Source organism: Dactylosporangium sp. NPDC005572, assembly GCF_040605515.1.
Taxonomy (GTDB): domain Bacteria; phylum Actinomycetota; class Actinomycetes; order Mycobacteriales; family Micromonosporaceae; genus Dactylosporangium.
In genome coordinates, this window is the sequence record NZ_JBEXCY010000059.1 from 26037 (window position 1) to 44646 (window position 18610).

Annotated in this window: 18 protein-coding genes; 10 read left to right on the forward strand and 8 right to left on the reverse strand. The window is 72.8% G+C overall.

All coding sequences use genetic code 11. The features are described 5' to 3' along the window. Positions 1-2: 2 nt before the first annotated feature. The gene (locus ABZS66_RS26560; RefSeq protein WP_354762109.1) at positions 3-1094 is read right to left on the reverse strand and encodes an NADAR family protein; all 1092 of its coding nucleotides are present in this window, start codon (positions 1092-1094) and stop codon (positions 3-5) included. A 40-nt stretch (positions 1095-1134) separates the two neighbouring features. Between ABZS66_RS26560 and ABZS66_RS26565 the strand changes: the two genes are divergently transcribed. The 3 genes from ABZS66_RS26565 (at position 1135) to ABZS66_RS26575 (ending at position 6604) form a co-directional block, all read left to right on the forward strand. Beyond that, on the forward strand, positions 1135-2703 hold the full coding sequence (locus ABZS66_RS26565; protein WP_354762111.1) for an HD domain-containing phosphohydrolase: 1569 nt from the start codon (positions 1135-1137) through the stop codon (positions 2701-2703). A gap of 120 nt (positions 2704-2823) precedes the next feature. After that, the gene (locus ABZS66_RS26570) at positions 2824-5670 is read left to right on the forward strand and encodes a TIGR03767 family metallophosphoesterase (RefSeq protein WP_354762112.1); all 2847 of its coding nucleotides are present in this window, start codon (positions 2824-2826) and stop codon (positions 5668-5670) included. Positions 5671-5755: 85 nt separating this feature from the next. Beyond that, positions 5756-6604, forward strand: coding sequence for a hypothetical protein (locus ABZS66_RS26575; protein WP_354762114.1), 849 nt, complete (start codon positions 5756-5758; stop codon positions 6602-6604). A 56-nt stretch (positions 6605-6660) separates the two neighbouring features. Here ABZS66_RS26575 and ABZS66_RS26580 read toward each other — a convergent pair whose 3' ends face one another. Together ABZS66_RS26580 and ABZS66_RS26585 are read right to left on the reverse strand one after the other, a co-directional pair. Then, positions 6661-7473, reverse strand: coding sequence for a hypothetical protein (locus tag ABZS66_RS26580; protein ID WP_354762116.1), 813 nt, complete (start codon positions 7471-7473; stop codon positions 6661-6663). Between the two features lie 124 nt (positions 7474-7597). Next, positions 7598-7909, reverse strand: coding sequence for a hypothetical protein (locus ABZS66_RS26585; protein WP_354762118.1), 312 nt, complete (start codon positions 7907-7909; stop codon positions 7598-7600). Positions 7910-8046: 137 nt separating this feature from the next. On the opposite strand from ABZS66_RS26585, the gene ABZS66_RS26590 reads away from it, so the two are divergent. From ABZS66_RS26590 to ABZS66_RS26605, 4 genes are all read left to right on the forward strand, one after another. Beyond that, positions 8047-8367, forward strand: a complete 321-nt coding sequence (locus ABZS66_RS26590) for a hypothetical protein (protein WP_354762120.1) — start codon at positions 8047-8049, stop codon at positions 8365-8367. A 35-nt stretch (positions 8368-8402) separates the two neighbouring features. Beyond that, positions 8403-9347 carry a hypothetical protein gene (locus tag ABZS66_RS26595; RefSeq protein ID WP_354762122.1) on the forward strand — a complete coding sequence of 315 codons (945 nt, stop codon included), beginning with the start codon at positions 8403-8405 and terminating at the stop codon, positions 9345-9347. A gap of 131 nt (positions 9348-9478) precedes the next feature. Continuing rightward, complete coding sequence (locus ABZS66_RS26600) at positions 9479-10066, forward strand: hypothetical protein (RefSeq protein WP_354762124.1); 588 nt, start codon at positions 9479-9481, stop codon at positions 10064-10066. 138 nt (positions 10067-10204) lie between these two features. Further along, positions 10205-10708 carry an SMI1/KNR4 family protein gene (locus tag ABZS66_RS26605; protein WP_354762126.1) on the forward strand — a complete coding sequence of 168 codons (504 nt, stop codon included), beginning with the start codon at positions 10205-10207 and terminating at the stop codon, positions 10706-10708. A gap of 147 nt (positions 10709-10855) precedes the next feature. Here the strand turns inward: ABZS66_RS26605 and ABZS66_RS26610 are convergent, their stop codons facing one another. The 3 genes from ABZS66_RS26610 to ABZS66_RS26620 all read right to left on the reverse strand — a co-directional run bounded on the left by ABZS66_RS26610 (position 10856) and on the right by ABZS66_RS26620 (position 12334). Next, on the reverse strand, positions 10856-11089 hold the full coding sequence (locus ABZS66_RS26610) for a hypothetical protein (RefSeq protein WP_354762128.1): 234 nt from the start codon (positions 11087-11089) through the stop codon (positions 10856-10858). An 85-nt stretch (positions 11090-11174) separates the two neighbouring features. Beyond that, positions 11175-11516: a nuclear transport factor 2 family protein gene (locus ABZS66_RS26615; RefSeq protein WP_354762155.1), complete on the reverse strand. Its 342-nt coding sequence runs from the start codon at positions 11514-11516 to the stop codon at positions 11175-11177. Between the two features lie 224 nt (positions 11517-11740). Then, positions 11741-12334 (reverse strand): QsdR family transcriptional regulator, encoded by a 594-nt coding sequence (locus tag ABZS66_RS26620; RefSeq protein ID WP_354762130.1) that lies wholly within the window; start codon positions 12332-12334, stop codon positions 11741-11743. 138 nt (positions 12335-12472) lie between these two features. Between ABZS66_RS26620 and ABZS66_RS26625 the strand changes: the two genes are divergently transcribed. From ABZS66_RS26625 to ABZS66_RS26635, 3 genes are read left to right on the forward strand one after another with little or no spacing between them, the layout of a single operon-like run. After that, entirely contained in the window at positions 12473-13990 is a 1518-nt protein-coding gene (locus ABZS66_RS26625) for a carboxylesterase family protein (RefSeq protein ID WP_354762132.1), read from the forward strand. Next, a complete protein-coding gene (locus ABZS66_RS26630; protein ID WP_354762157.1) occupies positions 13990-14814 on the forward strand; it encodes an enoyl-CoA hydratase in 825 nt (274 codons plus the stop codon). The genes ABZS66_RS26625 and ABZS66_RS26630 overlap by 1 nt, the downstream gene beginning before the upstream one ends. Beyond that, the gene (locus ABZS66_RS26635) at positions 14811-16214 is read left to right on the forward strand and encodes an AMP-binding protein (protein WP_354762134.1); all 1404 of its coding nucleotides are present in this window, start codon (positions 14811-14813) and stop codon (positions 16212-16214) included. The genes ABZS66_RS26630 and ABZS66_RS26635 overlap by 4 nt, the downstream gene beginning before the upstream one ends. Here the strand turns inward: ABZS66_RS26635 and ABZS66_RS26640 are convergent. Together ABZS66_RS26640 and ABZS66_RS26645 are read right to left on the reverse strand one after the other, a co-directional pair. Beyond that, the gene (locus tag ABZS66_RS26640; RefSeq protein ID WP_354762136.1) at positions 16207-17520 is read right to left on the reverse strand and encodes an NtaA/DmoA family FMN-dependent monooxygenase; all 1314 of its coding nucleotides are present in this window, start codon (positions 17518-17520) and stop codon (positions 16207-16209) included. The genes ABZS66_RS26635 and ABZS66_RS26640 overlap by 8 nt on opposite strands. Beyond that, complete coding sequence (locus tag ABZS66_RS26645) at positions 17517-18566, reverse strand: LLM class flavin-dependent oxidoreductase (RefSeq protein ID WP_354762138.1); 1050 nt, start codon at positions 18564-18566, stop codon at positions 17517-17519. The genes ABZS66_RS26640 and ABZS66_RS26645 overlap by 4 nt, the downstream gene beginning before the upstream one ends. Positions 18567-18610: the final 44 nt, after the last annotated feature.

Genomic DNA, 18610 nt, shown 5'->3' on the forward strand with positions numbered 1-18610 from the left:
GGCTACGGCTTGAAGCCGGCCCGCTCGGCCACGAGCTCCGAGCGCACCAGTTCGAGCAGCCGGCCGAGCCAGTTGCGACCCTTCGCGCCGCCGCTCCAGTAGGGCGATGCCAGGCTGTAGTCGATGCGGCCGTCGCCGGTCGCGACGAGGACGTCGGCGAGGTCCGGGTGCTGGTTGAACTTGGCGCGCAGTACCGCATGCATCGCCGCCAGGCGGAGGTGGGGCCAGTCCGGCCTGAGCGGGGCCGGGCCGACGGCGCGTTCGACGGCGAGCGCCGACGTGGTGGCGCGGATCGCCGCCCGGGCGGCCTCGTCGGTGGTGGCGAGGGCCCAGTAGGCGTGCACGGCGCTGGCGTACGTGTCGCCGGCGATGTCGATCGTCGTGGAGTACTCGTTGCGCAGGCACTCGACGCCCGGCGCCCCGGGGATCGTCGCGAGCTTGACCGTGGGGTCCTGCGCCTGCTCCGGGGCGTCGACCGGGCGGTGGTCATGCCACGCCTGCACCGACCGGTCGCGCTCCGCGAAGTACTCGTGTGCCTCGGCGTGCATCTCTTCGGTCACGAGGACGCCGTCGGTCGTGTGCTCGCCGATCGGGGCGCACAGCACGCGCAGCGGCCAGTCCTTGGCGTCCATGTCGCCGAGGGCGTAGTGCCGGAGGTGCTCGGGAATCGCCAGGTACGCCGTCAGCAGCGTCGCCCGGTCCTGCTCCGACCGGGTTCCGAGGTACCGGTCCAGCGCCTGAAGACACCGACCGGTGGAGTCGGGCCGGTCGTTGAGCTGGTCGATCTCGTCGGCGACCTCCCCGAGGAGCTCCTCGGCCGTCACCCACATGCGCGGTTCGTCGAGCCGCCAGCTCGCGAGGTGGTGCGCCGATGCCGGCACGCCGGGCTCGAGCTGCGTGGCGACCCATCCGCTGCGCAGCTTCTCGCGCAGGCCGTCGAGGTCGACCCAGTCCCAGCAGTAGATCGCCCCGTCCGCGAACATCAGCAGGTCGGTCAGGAAGTAGCTCGAGCCGTTGCGGATGAAGATCGGCCGCCACGTGCCCTCGATCTGCTCGCCGTCGACAATCCGATAGGTCCTGCGGTTCGACAACACCGGCGCAGTGTAGTCGCCGACGCCTGGCACAGTGGTGGGCGTGGGTCGATCACGGTCCGGCACGAGCCGGGCGGAGGTGCTCGCAGCGCTGTCGCTGGCCGTGGATCTCGGCCTCGGGCTGCCGATGGAGCACATGCTGCGCGCGACGCTGCTCGCGACCGGGCTCGCCCGGCGGCTCGGGCTCGACGAGCGCGCGCAGGCCACCGTGTACTACGCGACCCAGGTGACCTGGATCGGCTGCCACGCCGACTCGCGGGAGGTCGCCGACTGGTTCGGCGACGACATCGCGTTCCGCCGCGACACGTACGACGTCGACTGGTCCGGGCTGCCGTTCCTGCGGCTGCTCGTCTCGCGCGCCGGCCGGGGCCACCCGCCGGTGACCCGCGCGGCGCGCGCCGCCGCGATGCTGGTCGCGCCCCGGGCCCGCCTGCGCGACCTGATCCAGTCCCACTGCGCGTCGGCGAGCGCGCTGGCCCGCCGGGCCGGGCTGGGCGACGCGGTGAGCGAGGCGCTGCGCTTCGCCTTCGAGCGGTGGGACGGCGGCGGCCTACCCGGCGGTGCCGCACGCGAACAGGTCCCGATCGAGATGCGGGTCGTCCATCTTGCCGAGACCGCCGAGGTGTACCTCCACCGCTCCGGCGTCGCCGACGCCCTCGCGATGGTCCGGGCCCGCAGCGGCACCCAGTTCGACCCGGCGGTGGTCGCCGCCTTCGCGGCCGGCGCCGCCGAGCTGGCCGAGGAGGCAGCCGCCGAGGACGTGTGGCGGGCCGCGCTGGACCGCGCCCCGGAGCGCGGCGCCGCCGGCGAGCTGACCGAGGACGAGCTCGACGAGCTGCTCGAGGCGGTGGGCGACTTCGCCGACCTGAAGCGCCCGGCGGCGACCGGTCACTCGCGGGCCGTCGCGGCCCTCGCCGCCGGGGCCGCGCAGAGCCTCGGCCTGGACGCCGCCGAGATCCGGCTGGTGCGCCGGGCGGGGCTCGTGCACGACCTCGGCCGGATGGGCGTGTCGAACGGCATCTGGGAGAAGCCGGGCCCGCTGTCGGACAGCGAACGCGAACGGGTGCGGCTGTACCCGTACCTCACCTCCCGCATCCTCGGCCGGGTGCCCGCGCTGCGCGAGGTGGCCACGGTCGCGGGCGCCCACCAGGAGCGCCTCGACGGCACCGGCTACCCGCACGGCCTCGACGCCGTGTCGCTGCGCCGCCCCCAGCGGCTCCTCGCCGCCGCCGACGTCTACGTCGGCCTGCGCGAGGACCGCCACTACCGCCCGGCGATGTCCGCCGACGACGCCGCGCGGCGCCTGCGGGAGGAGGCCCGCGCGGCCCGCCTGGACGCCGACGCGGTGCGGGCAGTGCTGGAGGCGGCCGGCGCCCGGGTCTCCCGCCGGGGCCACTGGCCGGACGGCATCACCGCCCGCGAGGCCGACGTCCTGCGGATGGTGGCGAGCGGCCAGCCGAACGCGACGATCGCCGCCGCCCTGCACATCACCGAGAAGACGGTCCGCAACCACGTGCAGCACATCTACACCAAGATCGGCGTCAGCAACCGCACCGGCGCCAGCCTGTACGCCCTGAGCCACGGCATCCTGCCCGCCCCACTGGCCGAGTAGCACAGTCCGGCATCCGACCGCCCTCGCCGGCAAACGTGGGGCGCTCGCCTCATGAACCGTGCCCGCACCCTTCGGCAGCATGGCCGGGACCAACCTCGACCTGCTCGGAAGGGCACCATCATGGAAATCTCACGGCGCGGCGTCATCGTCGGTACCGGCCTGGCCGCGATGAGCACAGCGCTCGACCTCGGCACCGAGCAACCGGAGCCGGCCGCAGCGGCCGGGCCGGGCTCCTCGTTGACGACCGTGCACGGGACGGTACGGCCCGGGCCGCCGAACGAACTGGGCTACCGCAAGGTCGTCACCGGCCCCGGCGAGGAGCGCGTCCTGCGCACCGACTTCGTCAGCGCGACCATCGCGCGGCGCGACCGCCCGCTGATCGCGTTCGCGCAGATGTCCGACCTGCACATCGTCGACGACAAGTCCCCGGCCCGGCTGGAGTTCCTCGACTGGTACAGCCGGTTCGGCTGGGACTTCGAATCCTCGTACCGGCCGAACGAGTTCCTGTCGACCCACCTGACCGACGCCATGTGCCGCGCGATCGCCCGGCTCGACGGCGGACCCGCGACCGGCCTTCCGCTGAGCATGACCCTGGTCACCGGCGACTCCATCGACAACTGCCAGTACAACGAGACCCGCTGGTACATCGACCTGCTCGACGGCAACTGGGTCGAGCCCCGTTCGGGCGGCTTCGACGAGCACAGCGTCCACGGCAGCATCCTGCGCTACGACCTCTCGATCTGGCACCCGGAACTCCCCACCGCCCCGTGGGAGCCGAACCGCCGCGACATGTACCACGAGGCCGGCTACCCCGAGATCCCGGGCCTGCTGGCGGCCGCTCGCCGCGGATACCAGGCGCACGGGCTGAGAATGCCGTGGTACACGGCCTTCGGCAACCACGACGTCAACGTCCAGGGCAACCTGAGCCCCGACAAGATCTGGGCCGGGAACCTCGCCCAGGACTACGCGGTGGGCGACGCCAAGCCCAAGGGCAGCACCTTCTACCTGAACCACCAGGCACCGCCCAGCGGCCAGCCCACTGCCACAGAAATGTACAACGTGCTCCACTACATCGAGACGAACCCGGTAACCGCCGACTGGAACCGGCGGATCATCTCCCACCAGCAGTTCATCCGAGAGCACTTCACCACCACCGGGCTGCCCTCCGGCCACGGCTTCGTCGACAACGGCATCAGCCCGTTCCTCGGCACCTACTACACGATCCCGTCGCAGCCCGACGACCTGTTCAAGTTCATCTGCCTCAACACGACGAAGAGCGACTCGTCCGACGGCAGGGTGGGCTCGTCGCAGCTGGAGTGGCTCGAGCGGGAGCTGCAGAAGTGCCACTCGAAGTACGAGGCCGGCGGCACGATCGTGACGCAGGACCACGTCACGGACAAGCTCGTCGTCGTCTACTGCCACCACACCATCGCCAGCATCGACAACGGCGAGGAGCTCAAGCGGCTGCTGCTGCGCTACCCGAACGTCATCCTGATGGTCAACGGCCACACCCACCGCAACGAGATCATCGCGCACCGCCGGGCGGCCGAGTTCACCTTCCCGGGCGGCTTCTGGGAGGTCAACACCGCCTCGCACATCGACTGGCCGATCCAGAGCCGGATCATCGAGATCGCCGAGAGCGCCGGCGTGCTGTCCATCTTCACCACGATGATCGACATCGACGCGCCGGTCGACTTCGGCGGCGACATCAGCGACCCGGCCCGGCTGGCGTCGCTGGGCCGGGAGGTGGCCCTCAACGACATCCAGGAGAGCGTCCGCCTGACCGGCCACGACGTGCGCAGCGGCGCCGAGAAGGACCGCAACACCTGCCTGCTGCTGCCGGCCCCGTTCGAGCTGCCGATCCGCACGGCGACGATCGCCGGCGCGAAGGATCACCAGGGGCGCCTCACCATGGTCGGCGCCGATACCCTCGGCCGGAACTTCGCCCGCTGGCAGGCCTCGGCCGGCTCGTCCGCCTGGTCGCCGTGGCTGCAGCTCAACACCGGTACCGCGCAGGTGGTGTCGCTGGCCGTGGAGGCCAACACCGACGGGCGCCTGGAGATGCTCGGCGTCAACCGCGCCGGCCGGATCTGGCACCGGTTCCAGCAGCAGCGCGACGCGGCGTGGTCGGCGTCGGACTGGCTGCCGGTCGACGGCGAGCTGCGCTCGGTCGCGCTCGCCCGCAACGCCGAGGGCCAGCTGGAGGCGTTCGGCTGCAACTCGATCGACCAGGTGTTCCACCGCCGGCAGCAGACGGAGGGCTCGTCGACCTCGTGGACGCCCTGGCAGTGGATCGACGGGCAGCTGCGGGCCGTCGCGGCCGAGACCAACGCCGACGGGCGGGCCTGGTTCTTCGGCCTCAACAAGCAGGGGCAGATCTGGCACCGGTCGCGGACGCCGACCGGCTGGACCCCCTGGTCGCTGGTCCCGGGCCGGCTCAGCTCCATCGCCGTCGGGATGGGCGTCGGCAACCGGCTCAACCTCGTCGGTGCCGACGCGATGGGCAAGGTCTGGCTCGCCACCCAGACCGCCGCCGGGGCGGCCGCCTGGACCGACCTGGCGGCGTTCGGCGGCGGCACCGGGACGTCGGCGCCGGGGTACGTCCTGTCGGTGGCGGCCGCCACGAACGCCGACGGCCGGATGGACCTCTGGGCGACGAACAGCGCCGGCGAGATCTGGGCCCGGGCCCAGTACCTCGACGGCACGTGGACGGGCTGGAGCCCGTTCCCGCCGGCGATGGCGGCCACGCCGGTCCCGGTGCCGGACCTGCGGGGCATGGACCTGCTGGAGGCCCAGGCCGCGCTGCGGGCGGCGTTCCTGCGGCTGGGCACCAACACCCTGGAGGAGGTGCATGAGAGCCCGCTCGCCGGCGACATCCTGCGGCACAGCCCTCAGCAGGGCGCGATGGTGGCGGTCGACACCCCGGTGAACGTCTGGACCGGCGTGTTCCGGGGCGGCAACCGCTGACCTTGCCGCGATGCTCCGCCGCCGGGGTCGGCGGCGGAGCAACCATTGTGGTCCACTGGGCTGTCTTCATCCGTGGGAGGCGGCCATGACGGAGGTCGGGGACTTCGGGGACTTCGGCGAGCGGCGGCGGCGCGGGCGCGGGCCGGCCGTCGCGGCCGGCGGGTTCGCCGTGGCGGTGGTGCTGGTCTCGGCCGCCCTGGCCGGCGGGCATGGCGGCGCCACGCCGGCCGCCCCGGCACCCGAGACATCCGTGGCCTACTCCGGGTGCGCCGCGGTGTCGCCCTCCCCCGGCGCGGTCGACTGCGTGTCCCGGCCGGAGATGACGCCCTCCCCCGACTACGGGACGACGGCCACGCCGAGCGTGCCGCCGCCGCAGTACAACAGGGCTCAGATCGAACGGTTGAGCGCGGCGCTCGAAGGGCGCCTGCGGGTCGCGGCGCCGCGGGGAACGACGTTCCTCGACACCGGCGTCAACGATGCCGCGGCCGGCCCGTTCGAGTTCGCGGCGCAGGACACCGGCCGCTACGCGGAGAGCTTCGTCGTCGGACCCGACCTGCGCGACCGGTCCGGCACGGGCAACGTCGTGTTCCGCATCGGCAAGCCCATCTCGGCGTTCGCCCCGGATGGCCGGCGGTGGCCGTCCGGCTACGGCGTGGGGCAGTTCCAGACGTGCCCCGACGCCGACTGCACCCAGACCACCGGCCCGCACGGCGAACGGATCGTGGCCATGCCGAACTTCCAGCACGACGGCGCCAAGTGGATCGCCCGGATCGACGTGACCAAGATCGACGGCACCGGCATCGTCCTGGAGGTCCGCAACTGGGGCCTGGGCAACGGCGACGACGCCCCGGCAAAGCACCGCCCCGAGCTCCCGCTCACCCTCGATCAGATGATCGAGATCGCTACGGACCCGGCCCTGACGATGACCCCATGAACGGCTTCACCCGTCCCCGGACGCGGTCACCATGGCCGACCCCGTCTCGTCTCCCGTTAGTTCGGGGCGTAGACCTTCGTGGTGACGCAGCGGGTGGTCAGGGTCATGGTGGAGCGCCAGCAGGCGGAGACGGCGATGTTGCCGGTCGCGATGGGGATGTCGAGCGGCACGGCGGTGCCGGTGCCGCACGCCTGCTGCGAGGTGCTCGCGTTGGCGGCGTTCAGCGACGCGCTCGCGCAGCCGAGCGAGTTGAGGTTCTGCACGTTCGCGGCGACGGTCCGGGCGTTCTGGCCGGAGAAGTGCAGGCCGGCGCCGTTCACCTCGACGCCGCTGCGGGCGAGGGTGAACTGGTAGTAGACGCTGCTGGTGTACCACCAACCGGCCTTGGTGCCGGCAGCGCCGACGCCCGGGTCGGTGGCCGGGCTGGGGAGCAGCACGTCGGCGGCGCTGGCGACGGTCGTGGTGCCGTTCGGGATGCGCTGCAGGACGAACAGCAGCGGCTCGGCCGAGGTGAAGGCGACGAACAGGTGGTACTGACCGGAGCCACACACGACGTATTCGATCTGGCCACCGGTGACCGTGCCGTAGATCTGGACCCGGGCGCAGCTCGAGTCGCCGGCGGTGTCGGTGACCTGCCCGGCGAGGTACCGGTAGCCGGAGCCGGTGTCGTCGACCATCACGTGCAGGTCGACACCCGGGATCTTCGCGTCGAGCTGGGCCTTCTTGGTGTCGTAGTAGGACCAGTACGCCGACCAGCCGGCCCCCGACGGGTACGCCAGCGCCGGAACCGGGCAGACGAGCACGGCCACCGCGGTGGTGACCAGCGCGGTGAACATGACGAGCAACGACCTGATGCGTGTTCGAGCCATGGCCGAACCTCCTGGAGGATGCACGCGGCAAGGGCGCCCAGGGTGGACCCTGGTCCCGCGGTCCTCCCGGCTGGGTCCGCAACCGGACAGACACGTCGGCTCGGTTACTTCGCCGAGGCCACGCTCACCGGCCACGCCCACGGCTGACCGGCCGGTTTGCCAGCTTCTCGGCCAGCGCGACGATGCCGACGAACGCGGTGCAGGACAGCCAGACGATGAGCAGGGTCAGCCACCAGCGGTGGTTGGGGCCGGAGAACGAGTGCTCGCCGTCGCCGAGGAGCGTGAAGGGTGTCCAGCCGAAGAACATGACCAGGATGGAGACGGTTCGCAGGGCGTTCATCACGGGGTGCTCGAACACCGACGCCGTGGCCGGGTCGAACGACTGCTGATCGTCGGTCGCGCCGCCGTACGAGTCGTATCCGCCGTCCGCGTCCACAGCCCCGTCCCTCCGCCGTCACCGTCACCGTCACCGTACCGGCCGGCCGCAACGGCCTCCTCCGCGTCCGCCGGGCCTTCACCGTTGCCGCACACGATCACCGCAGGTCCCGCCCGAACCGCCGCTAGGCTGCGATCATGATCCACAACCGGCTTCGCGGCCTCTGGGCACTCATCGTCGGCGGGGCGCTCATCGTGGTACTGCTGGTGATCCTCGATCCGATCACGCGCCACGAGGACTGCCCCAACTACCAGGCCAACGGCAACGCCAGCGCGTTCGGCAACGACAATTGGGACCTGGGCTTCCCGCTCGTCCTGCTCGTCTGGATGACGGCGGTCGTGGTGGAGCAGGCCTGGTCGGTGACCCGCCGCAGCGCCTTCCGCGCCGCGGTCGCCGTCCTGCTGTCGGTCATCGGCTCGTGCTGGCTGTTCGCCACCGTCGCGGTGGTCTGCCGCTGACCGTTTCTGTCGTACCTGGCGCCTACGATGCCGGCGTGACCAAGAGGATCGACCAGCTGCGCACCGACGGCTCGTGGCAGCTCACCTGGTCCGGCGACGACCTCGACGAGGCCGTGTTCCGGCTGGCGCCGGGCACCGCCGAGGACCGCGGGGCGCTGGTCGAGCGGCTCGGCGCCGACACCACCGACCCGGAGCAGTGGGAGGCCGCACTCGTCGAGGCCCTGCTCACCGACCCGGCCGCGGCCGGCCTGCGCCGGCTGGAGCTGCACCTCACCGACTTCCACCACTCCGCCCGCCGCGCCGCGCAGGCCCTCGCCACGCGCTCCTGGCGGCGGCTCGTCAGCCTGTATTTCGGGCACGACTTCGAGCACCTCTACGAGCACCACCGCACCTCGACCGGCGCCACCATCGACCCGCTGAGCCGCCTGCACGAGGGCTTCACCGACGACGCGCTCACCGGCATGTGGCAGGCGCTGCCGGCGCTGCGCGAGCTGACCGCCGAGGGCGGTCTGCTGTTCGACGACATCGACAGCGCGACCCTCACCGACCTACGCCTGCGCGGCGCGCTGCTGGCCCACGGCGCGGTCTTCCCGACCAAGGCGCCCAGCCTCGTGACGCTGCGCCTGGAGATCACCTCGGACGTGTTCGGCACCGACTGCCCGGCCGAGCAGCTCGAGGAGCTCGACCCGGCGGGCTTCCCCAGCCTGCGCCACCTCGACCTGAGCCGCTCCGAGTTCGACCCGGGCGACCTCGGCACGCTCCAGGCCCTCGCCGACTCCCCGATCCTGCCCCAGCTGGAGACCCTGTCGATCAAGACCCTTCGGATCGCCGACCACGCGGCCGACGGCGACCCCCTGGCGGCGTTACGCGCGCTGGCCCCGGCCTTCGCCCACCTGACCCTCACCGTGGCCGGCGAGATCGAGGTCGAGGGCGCCACCCGCACCGACGTGACCCGCATCCTGCCGACGGTGCAGGCTTAGGCTCCACGCACCGACCGGCAGGTGGTCGCCACAGTGAAGTCGCGGTCGCGGTCGCGTGGCGGGACCACGTTGGTCAGCGCCTCGGAGCCGATGTAGCAGGCGGCCACACGACGCCGCCGTCCACCTCGACGGTGCTCGACGGTGACGGTGTGCCGCCCGCCCAGCCCGGCCGCGCGTTCGTGGAGTGTCGGCACCGGCAACGCAAGCCGGTGCCCAAGACCAACATGGCGGCGGTGTGCTACCGAGGAGTCATGTCGGGGGCAGGTTGGGCAGCCGTCAGCGCGCTGGCTGCCGTGGTCAGCACGGCAGTAGTTCTGGCTGCGGCCGTCTATGCGCACCTGCAGGTTCGCGAAGTCCGGCGGGCGCGTACCGCTTCGGTGCTCATGGAGTTCCGACGATGGCACGAAGCGCCCGCAGTCAGTGACTTCAGGCGCCGCTTGTACACCGGCGACATCCTCGACGTGACACAGCTTTCGCCCGAGGATCTGGCGACGCTGGAGGAGGTGGTCGACCAGCTCGAGTTTCTCGGCATCCTGGTGCATCACCGGCTCATCGATGCTGACGTGGTCACAACCTTCTTCCGGTACTCACCGCGCAGGGTGTGGCACATTGCCGGGCCATTCATCCAGGCAACGCGGCGCCACGCACCCGGCTACGGGACCTACCTCGAGAAACTCGCCGGCGCGCCGTCCGGTTCGCAACGAACGCCTCAAGCCTGAAGTGACCACTTGCCCAACATCGGGCGGGCCGCACGGATGCTGACGCCAAGTGCTCCCACGTGCGGGAGCGTCACGGATACGAGCTTGAGGAGGCGGAGTAGTCGGCCAGGCAACGGCCACTGCATTAGCATGCGCGGCGTGGCACCGTTCGACGAGATCGTGGCGAGCTTCTGGCACCCGACCAGCACACACGGCAGGCGGCCGCCGTTGACGGACGATCTGGTTGCCACGGCCGAGTGCGTATTGGGCGTCCGGTTGCCCGACGACCTCCTGCGGCTGCTCCGAATCCAGAACGGCGGCGGCGTCGCCGAGCAGTGGGACGCCTGCCCTGCCGAAGTGAACGGTTACGCGGACGATCACGTGCCGTTCGAGCACCTGTTCGGCCTCGACCTCGCCGACCGGCCGGGAGCGCTGACCCTGCTGGACACCCCGTACCTCGTGCGGGAATGGGAGCTGCCGTCGCCGTGCGTGCTGCTCAGCGGTCAGGGGCACTTCTGGGTCGCGCTGGACTACCGCGCGTGCGGGCCGACGGGCGTGCCGTCGGTCGCCTGGATCGACAACGAGCTGGGCCACGAACTGCGGCTCGCACCCGACTTCCGCGCCTTCGTCGAGCGGCTCGTGCCGGGATCTCGCGTCAGCTGACGGCGCGGCCGTCCGTTCAGCAGGACGTGGACGCCCTCGGCGGGCAGGGTCTGCGTGTCCTCGTGGTCGGTCAGCCGGACGTCGGCCCGGTCGGCGAGCACCGGGGCGCCGGGACCGCTGATCGGGTCCCGGCGCGACGAGGCTGGTTCACCACCACGACCACTGGGCACACTGCCGGTGCTGGCGGGTGGTCGGGATGATGTCCACAGTTCCGTTGCCGCAATGTTCCTTCGCGGCCTCGCGGCAGGCGAGCCGCGCGGCCTGGCGTTCCCGGCTGGTCCAGTTGTCGTTGATGAACTGGCGCGTCGGGCCGGCGCCGACGGCCCACCGGCGCAGTTCAGTTTGCAGATGACGCGGAGCGTCCTTGTCCGTGCGGGACACGGTGTTCCCCTTTCGGGGCCACGGATGTGGCCACCTAAGGGGGGTGTGCGGCGGCGCCGGCGACAGCCATGCCTCGCAGCGTAGGTCAGTCGCGCAGCGGTGTGCGACGCGGACGGACCACGCGGTGGGTGATGCGCCAGCCGGCCGGCGTGCGTTCGACCGTGTCCTCGTACGTGACGCTGCCCGTCGAGCCGTCCGCCATGACGCCCAGGCCCTTGGACACCGCGTGGACGCGGCCGTCCGCGGTCTCCCGGAGCACGATGTTCGTCACGTGGTGCGCGACCGGGTTGGCGTCGCCCAGCGTCAGCGCCGCCTCCCGGATCGTCGCCAGGCCGACCAGCCGGCCGCCGCCCAGGGCCGACACGTCGTACACCACGTCCTGCGTGAACAGCGCCGCCTGCCCCGCGAAGTCGCCGCGGTCGGTCAGGTGGCGACGAGTGGCACGCGTCGATCACCTCGATCGCGGACCGTCTGGTACGGCGGGCGCGGCCCGGGCTGCGCGCCGGCCTCACGGCCACCGACGTGCTGACCCTCGCGAGCGGCGCCGCCCTCACCACCGACGCCACCCACGCCCGCCGCCTGGTGGCGATGCTGCGCACCGGCATCGCCGGCCACTCGACCAGCTCGTAGCAACGGGCGGGGCGCCCGGAACTACGGGCGGAGGAGGGCGCTCAGGACGCGCGTGGCGCCGTCCGGATCGGCCGGCTCGCCGGTGATCGTGGGGCGGTAGTGGAAGGACTCGGCGATGCGCAGGGTCGCGTAGGCGAGCTCGTCCAGCGGCAGCGGGCTGCTGATGCGGCCCGTCGCGATGTCGTCGGCCAGCTTCTCGCGCAGCAGGGCGACGAGGCGGGGCTGGAAGCCGTGGGACGTCAGGGTCAGCAGGCGCATCATCAGCTCGTTCTCCTGCTCCAGGTACCGCCGCGCGCCCGGCTGGCCCCAGCAGGCGTGCAGGAACCGGCCGACCAGCTCCGGCACCCGGGGGCCGGGCCGCGGCTGCAGTCTGGCCCACTCGGCGTCGAGGGTCTGCTTCGACAGCGCCCACACCACCTCGACCAGCAGCTGCTCGCGGGTGCCGACCCAGCGGTACAGCGTGACCCGGTTGACCCCCAGCCGCGTCGCGAGTGACTGGATGTCGAGCCGCCGGCCGGTCAGGAAGTCGGCGCGGGCCAGGCGGAACGCGTCCAGTGGTGTCGGCCGGCGGTCGGCGGTGGCGAGCTGGATCTGCAGCGGGGTCCGGTCGGGCACGGTCCGGACGTTACCCGCAATGCAACACAGAGGGCAAGGTGTTGCAGGAATGCAAAACCGGGTCGCTCTTGACACATCCGAAGCGGCGGCGACACGCTGATGCAACATCGTGGCGCTGATGTTTCAAGGGAGAAACGCATGGCCATTTCGTTGCAACCGGACACCGCCACCGTCACGGTGGCACAGGGAACGCTCCGCGGGCGGCGGAGCGGCGGCGTCAGCGGCGGCGTCGCCGCGTTCCTCGGCGTGCCGTTCGCGGCGGCGCCGACCGGTCCCCGCCGCATGCGCGCACCGCAGCCGCACCCGGGCTGGGACGGCGTCCGCGACGCCGTGGCGTTCGGGCCGACCGCGACCCGCGCCGACTACATCCCGCAGTACGTCGGGCTGTTCCCCGAGCCGATCATCCCCGGCGACGAGTGCCTCAACCTCAACGTGTGGACGCCGGACCCGGGCGCCGCCGGCCTGCCGGTGTTCGTGTGGTTCCACGGCGGCGCGTTCACCAACGGCTCCAACGCCGTCTCGGCCTACGACGGCACCGCCTTCGCCCGTGACGGTGTGGTGCTGGTGTCGGCCAACTACCGCCTCGGCGCCGAGGGCTTCCTGTACACCGGGCCGGAGCTGGCCAACCTCGGGCTGCTGGACCAGATCGCCGCCCTGGAGTGGGTCCGCGACAACATCGCCGCGTTCGGCGGCGACCCCGGGCGGGTGACCATCGGCGGCGAGTCGGCCGGGGCGATGAGCGTCGTCACGCTGCTGGCCACGCCGCGCGCCGCCGGGCTGTTCCAGCGGGCGGTCGCGCAGAGCGGCGCCGCCACCAACACCCTCGCCCCCGAGACGGCGCTGCTGGTCTCGCGGCACCTCGCCGAGGCGGTCGGCGTCGCGCCGACCCGCGAGGGGTTCGCCGGCGTCGACCCCGACGAGCTCGTCACCGCCTCCCGCGCGCTGCTCAACGAGGTCCAGACGGCCGGCGACCCGGCGAAGTGGGGCGCGCTCGTGCAGAGCCTCCTGCCGTTCGCGCCCGTCGTCGACGGTGACATCGTGCCCGCGCACCCGCTCGACGCGCGGCCAGCCGACGTCCCGCTGCTCATCGGCACGAACCTCGAGGAGGCGCGGCTGATGCTGGTCGCCTCCGGCGCCGTCGACCTCATCGACGAGGCGACGCTGCACGCGGCCACCGCCGGGTACGGCCTGCCGGCCGAGAAGGCCGAGGAGGCCGTCGCCGCCTACCGGGCCGCCCGCCCCGGCGCGAGCCCCGGCGACCTGCTCGCCGCGGTCGTCACCGACTGGTTCTTCCGGGTGCCGGCCGTGCGGGTGGCCGAGGCCCGGGCCGGCGCGCCGACCTGGATGTACCGCTTCGACTGGCGCTCCCCCACCTACGACGGGCGCTTCGGCGCGGCGCACGGCATCGAGTTCCCGTTCGTGTTCGACACGATCAGCGCGCCCGACCTGACCCGGCTGATCGGCCCGAACCCGCCGCAGGCCGTCGCCGACACCACCCACGCGGCCTGGGTCCGCTTCATCACCGGCGGCGACCCCGGGTGGGCGCCGTACGACACCACCGTCCGCGCCACCGGGGTCATCGGCGCGGACGGCACCCTGACCGTCGTCGACGACCCCGACGGCACCGAGCTGCACCTGTGGGAAGGGCACCGCTGATGGTCATCCGCTACGAGACGCCGATCCCGAAGGTCGCCCGGATCGTGCTCGCCCGGCCTGAGCGCCGCAACGCGCAGGACACCGACCTGCTGTACGCCCTCAACGACGCGTTCGACCGGGCGGCGCACGACGAGGAGATCGCGGTGATCGTGCTCGCCGCCGACGGCCCGCACTTCTCGGCCGGGCACGACCTGCGCGAGGACGACCCGTTCGGCGCGCTCGACCGGCACCGCACGGTCGGCACGTCGAGCGGCTTCCAGCGCGCCGCGGCCGAGGGCCTGATGGCCCGCGAGGAGGAGATCTACCTCGGCTTCTCCGAGCGCTGGCGCAACATCCCGAAGCCGACCATCGCCGAGGTGCACGGCAAGGTCATCGCGGGCGGCCTGATGCTGGTCTGGCCGTGCGACCTCATCGTCGCCAGCGAGGACGCCGAGTTCCTCGACAACGTGGTCGAGGGCGGCGCCAACGGCGTCGAGTTCTTCAACCATCCGTGGGAGTTCGGCGTGCGCCGGGCGAAGGAGCTGCTGTTCACCGGCGGCGCGCTCACCGCCCGCGACGCCGAGCGGATCGGCATGGTGAACCGGGTCGTACCGCGGGAGGCGCTCACCGCGACGACCCTCGAACTGGCCGAGCGGATCGCCCGTATGCCGCCGTTCGCGCTGAAGCTGGCGAAGATGTCGGTCAACGCCGCGCAGGACGCGCAGGGCCGGCCGCAGGCCATCCAGACCGCGTTCGGCCTGCACCAGCTCGCCCACAGCCACAACATGCAGGTCCACGGGACGGTCGTGGCACCCGCGCTGTTCCGCCGGGTGGGTGCCCGGTGACGGTCGTCCCCCTCGGCCGGATCCTGACGAACCTGGCCGCCGCCGCGCCGGACCGCCCGATCGTGACCTGCGGCCCGGAGACGGTGACCCGGGCCGAGCTGGAGTCCCGGGCGAACCGGCTGGCCCGCGCGTACGAGTCGCGGGGCGTGCGGCAGGGCGACTTCGTGACCGTCGCCCTGCCCAACGGCGTGGACTTCTACGCCGCCACGTTCGCGCTGTGGAAGCTCGGGGCGATCCCGGCACCGGTGTCGGCGCAGCTGCCCGAGCGCGAGCTGGCGGCGATCCTGGAGCTGACCCGCCCGGCGCTCGTCGTCGACGACCCCGACTTCCGGCCGGACCCCGCCCTCAGCGACGCGCCGATCGAGCCCGACCGCGTGCCGCCGGCCTGGAAGGCGCCCACCTCGGGCGGCAGCACCGGCCGGCCCAAGGTCATCGTGTCGCAGCTGCCGGGCGCGATCGTGCCGACCGAGGTCGCCGACCTGCTCGGCCAGCACGACGGCGGCGTGCAGCTCGTCACCGGGCCGCTGTACCACAACGCGCCGTTCAACTTCTCCATGTACGGGCTTTTCGGCGGGCAGCACCTCGTGGTCCTGCCGAAGTTCGACGCCGTGGCCGCCCTGGAGGCGATCGAGCGGTACCGCGTCGACTGGGTCGGCCTCGTCCCGACCATGATGGTCCGGATCTGGCGGCACCTGGAGGCGAGTCCGGGCCGCTACGACCTCAGCAGCGTGAAGGAGGTGTTCCACGGCGCCGCGCCATGCCCGGAATGGCTGAAGGAGGCATGGTTCGGCCTGGTCGGGGCCGCCGCCGTCAAGGAGATGTACGCCAGCACCGAGGGTCAGCTGACCACGCTCATCGACGGCGAGGAGTGGATCCGGCACCGCGGCTCGGTGGGCCGGCCCCTCCTCGGGGAGGTGCGGATCCTGGATCCGCACGGTGCGCCGGTGCCACCGGGAGTGACCGGCGAGCTGTATGCCCGGTCCGCCGCGCCGACGTACCGGTACATCGGCGCCGAGCCCCGCACCCGCGACGGCTGGGACGCCCTGGGCGACATCGGCCGGCTCGACGAGGACGGGTACCTCTACATCGCCGACCGCCGCGCGGACCTCGTCATCACCGGCGGCGCCAACGTGTACCCGGCCGAGGTCGAGGCGGCGCTGCTGGCCCACCCGGAGGTGGTCAGCTGCGCGGTGATCGGCCTGCCGGACGACGACCTGGGTGAGCGCGTGCACGCGGTGGTGCAGGCGCCCGGCGTCACCGCCGACGACCTGCGGGGGTTCCTCGCCGAGCGGCTCGTGCGGTACAAGATCCCCCGCACGTTCCGCTTCGTCGACACCCCGCTGCGCGACGACGCGGGCAAGGTCCGCCGGGCCGCGCTGCGCGCGCGGGAGCTCAGCTGATGCGCAGGCCGAGGTGCTCGCGCAGGGTCGTGCCGGTGTACTCGGTGCGGTAGAGGCCGCGCTCCTGCAATGCGGGCACCAGCAGGTCCACGATGTCGTCGAGGCCGTGCGGCACGAGGTACGGGGAGATGTTGAACCCGTCGATCGCGCCGTGCCGCACGAAGTGGGCGAACTTGTCGGCGAGCGCCTGCGGGGTGCCGACGTGGCCGCGGGCGCGCTGCCCGAGGTGGATGACGGTCTCCCGCAGCGACCAGCCGTTGGCGTCGGCGGCCGCGCGCCACTGCGCGATGACCGCCTCGGCGTCGGCGACGCGGGCGGCGCCGAACGCGCCGCTGGTGTCCTGCGGCCGCGGGTCCTCCTTGGGCAGCGGGCCGTCCGGGTCGTGGTCGCTGAGGTCGAGGTTCCACAGCAGCCCGGCCTGGGCCAGCGCGGTCGCCGGGGTGATCTGCTCCCGCCGGACCCAGGCCGCCTTCTCCTCGGCCTCGGCCGCGGTGGCACCTACGACGATCGACGTGCCGGGCAGGATGCGCAGGTCGTCCTCCGGGCGGCCGGCGGTGCGCAGCCGCGCCCGGATGTCGTCGGCGAACGCGAGCGCGTCGTCGAAGTCGGTGCCGTGGGCGGAGAAGATGACGTCGGCGTTGCGGGCGGCGAAGTCGCGGCCCTCGCCGGAGTCGCCGGCCTGGAAGATGACCGGGTGACCCTGGCGGCTGCGCGGCAGGGTGGGCGTGACGTCGATGCTGAACTGCTCGCTGCGGATGCGCACCGGCGCGGCGGCGGGCCAGGCGTCCCAGATGGCCCGCGCGGCGGCGAGGAACTGCTCGGCCCGCCGGTACCGGTCGGCGTGGTCGAGGTACCCGCCGCGGCGGAAGTTCTCGCCGGTCCAGGCGTTGTCGGTGGTCACGACGTTCCAGCCGGCCCGGCCGGCGGAGAGCAGGTCCAGGCCGGACAGCCGGCGGGCCAGGTCGGCGGGCTCGTTGAAGGTGGTGTTCGTCGTCGAGACCAGCCCGATGCGGTCGGTGACGGCGGCGAGGGCCGACAGCTGGGTGATCGCGTCGGGCCGGCCGGCCACGTCGAGGTCGTGGATGCGGCCGCCGACCTCGCGCAGCCGCAGGCCCTCGCCGAGGAAGAACGCGTCGAACAGGCCGCGCTCGGCCGTCTGGGCAACCCGGCGGTACGACTCGGGCGAGATCTGTGAGCCGCTGGCCGGGTCGGACCAGATCGTCCAGTAGTTGACGCCCTGGAAGAACACGCCGAAGTGCAGCTTCGCGTGCGGGCGGGGCACGTCGGCGGGGTCGGTGCGGGTCATGCGACTCCTCCAGCGGGCGCGAACCGGTTCTGCGGGCGGGACAGCCCGAGGCTCTGGCGCAGCGACCCGCCCGGCAGCGGCCGGGCCGCGTCACGGCCGCGGATCAGGGCGGGCACGACGTACTGCGACAGCACGGCCAGGTCCTCGTCGAGCACGAGCGGGTGCAGCCGGACGCCGTCGACCCCGGCGCGCTCGCGGAGGTCACGCAGCAGCGTCACGAGGCCGCCCGGGCTTCCGGTGTACCGCAGGCGCCCGCGCGCCGGCCACGGCGCGTGCCGGTCGAGGTCCGCCACCCGGTCCGCGCCGTCGGCGGCGGCGGTGTCGAGGGCGACCTCGACCTCGGCGAACGTCCGCGGCGTCGCCGCGCCCGCGGCGGCCTCCCGCACGGCGGCGACGTCCGCGCCGCCGACCAGCGCGACGTCGACCTCGGCGTCGGGCACGAGGCCGGCCGGGGCGAGGACGATCAGCTGGCCCTGCGGCGGGCGGGGCACGATGGCCGGGCCTTTCACGGTGTAGGTGGCGGCGGCGTAGTCGACGTAATGCAGCCGCTCGCGGTCGAGGTAGCGGCCGCCGGCGACGTCGCGGATGACGGCGTCGTCCTCCCACGAGTCCCACAGTGCGCGCACCACGGGTACCGCATCCGCCGCTTCCTGACGCGGATCGGCCGCCGGCCGGCCCCACGCGGCCGCCGCCTCGGGCCGCGGGCTGGTCCCGACCACCCAGCCGGCCCGGCCGGCCGAGATGTGGTCGAGGGAGGCGAGCTGCGAGGAGACGTGGAACGGTTCGCTGTACGTCGTGGACACCACCGGGGCGACCGACAGCACGCTGGTCGACGCGGCGATGAACGCGGCCCGCTCCACGGCGCCGATCCGGGCCGCCCCGCCGTCCGGCGGGAGCAGGTCGTCGTCGAGGGTCACCAGGGTGAACCCGGCCCGTTCGGCGACCTCGGCGACGTGCCGGACCCGCTGCGGGTCCGTCGCGGGCCGGTGGGCGGCGGGATGGGCACCGGCGCCGTCGATCTCGACGGCGAGCACGATCGGCGTCATGCCCCCTACTATTCCGATGTTTTAGATATGCTTTCAAGGTGGCG

Excerpts from the sequence above, each read along its gene's own strand:
- ABZS66_RS26570 (WP_354762112.1), top strand. The coding sequence starts at position 2,824 with ATGGAAATCTCACGGCGCGGCGTCATCGTCGGTACCGGCCTGGCCGCG.
- ABZS66_RS26575 (WP_354762114.1), top strand. The coding sequence starts at position 5,756 with ATGACGGAGGTCGGGGACTTCGGGGACTTCGGCGAGCGGCGGCGGCGC.
- ABZS66_RS26580 (WP_354762116.1), bottom strand. The coding sequence starts at position 7,473 with ATGGCTCGAACACGCATCAGGTCGTTGCTCGTCATGTTCACCGCGCTG.
- ABZS66_RS26590 (WP_354762120.1), top strand. The coding sequence starts at position 8,047 with ATGATCCACAACCGGCTTCGCGGCCTCTGGGCACTCATCGTCGGCGGG.
- ABZS66_RS26625 (WP_354762132.1), top strand. The coding sequence starts at position 12,473 with ATGGCCATTTCGTTGCAACCGGACACCGCCACCGTCACGGTGGCACAG.
- ABZS66_RS26630 (WP_354762157.1), top strand. The coding sequence starts at position 13,990 with ATGGTCATCCGCTACGAGACGCCGATCCCGAAGGTCGCCCGGATCGTG.
- ABZS66_RS26640 (WP_354762136.1), bottom strand. The coding sequence starts at position 17,520 with ATGACCCGCACCGACCCCGCCGACGTGCCCCGCCCGCACGCGAAGCTG.
- ABZS66_RS26645 (WP_354762138.1), bottom strand. The coding sequence starts at position 18,566 with ATGACGCCGATCGTGCTCGCCGTCGAGATCGACGGCGCCGGTGCCCAT.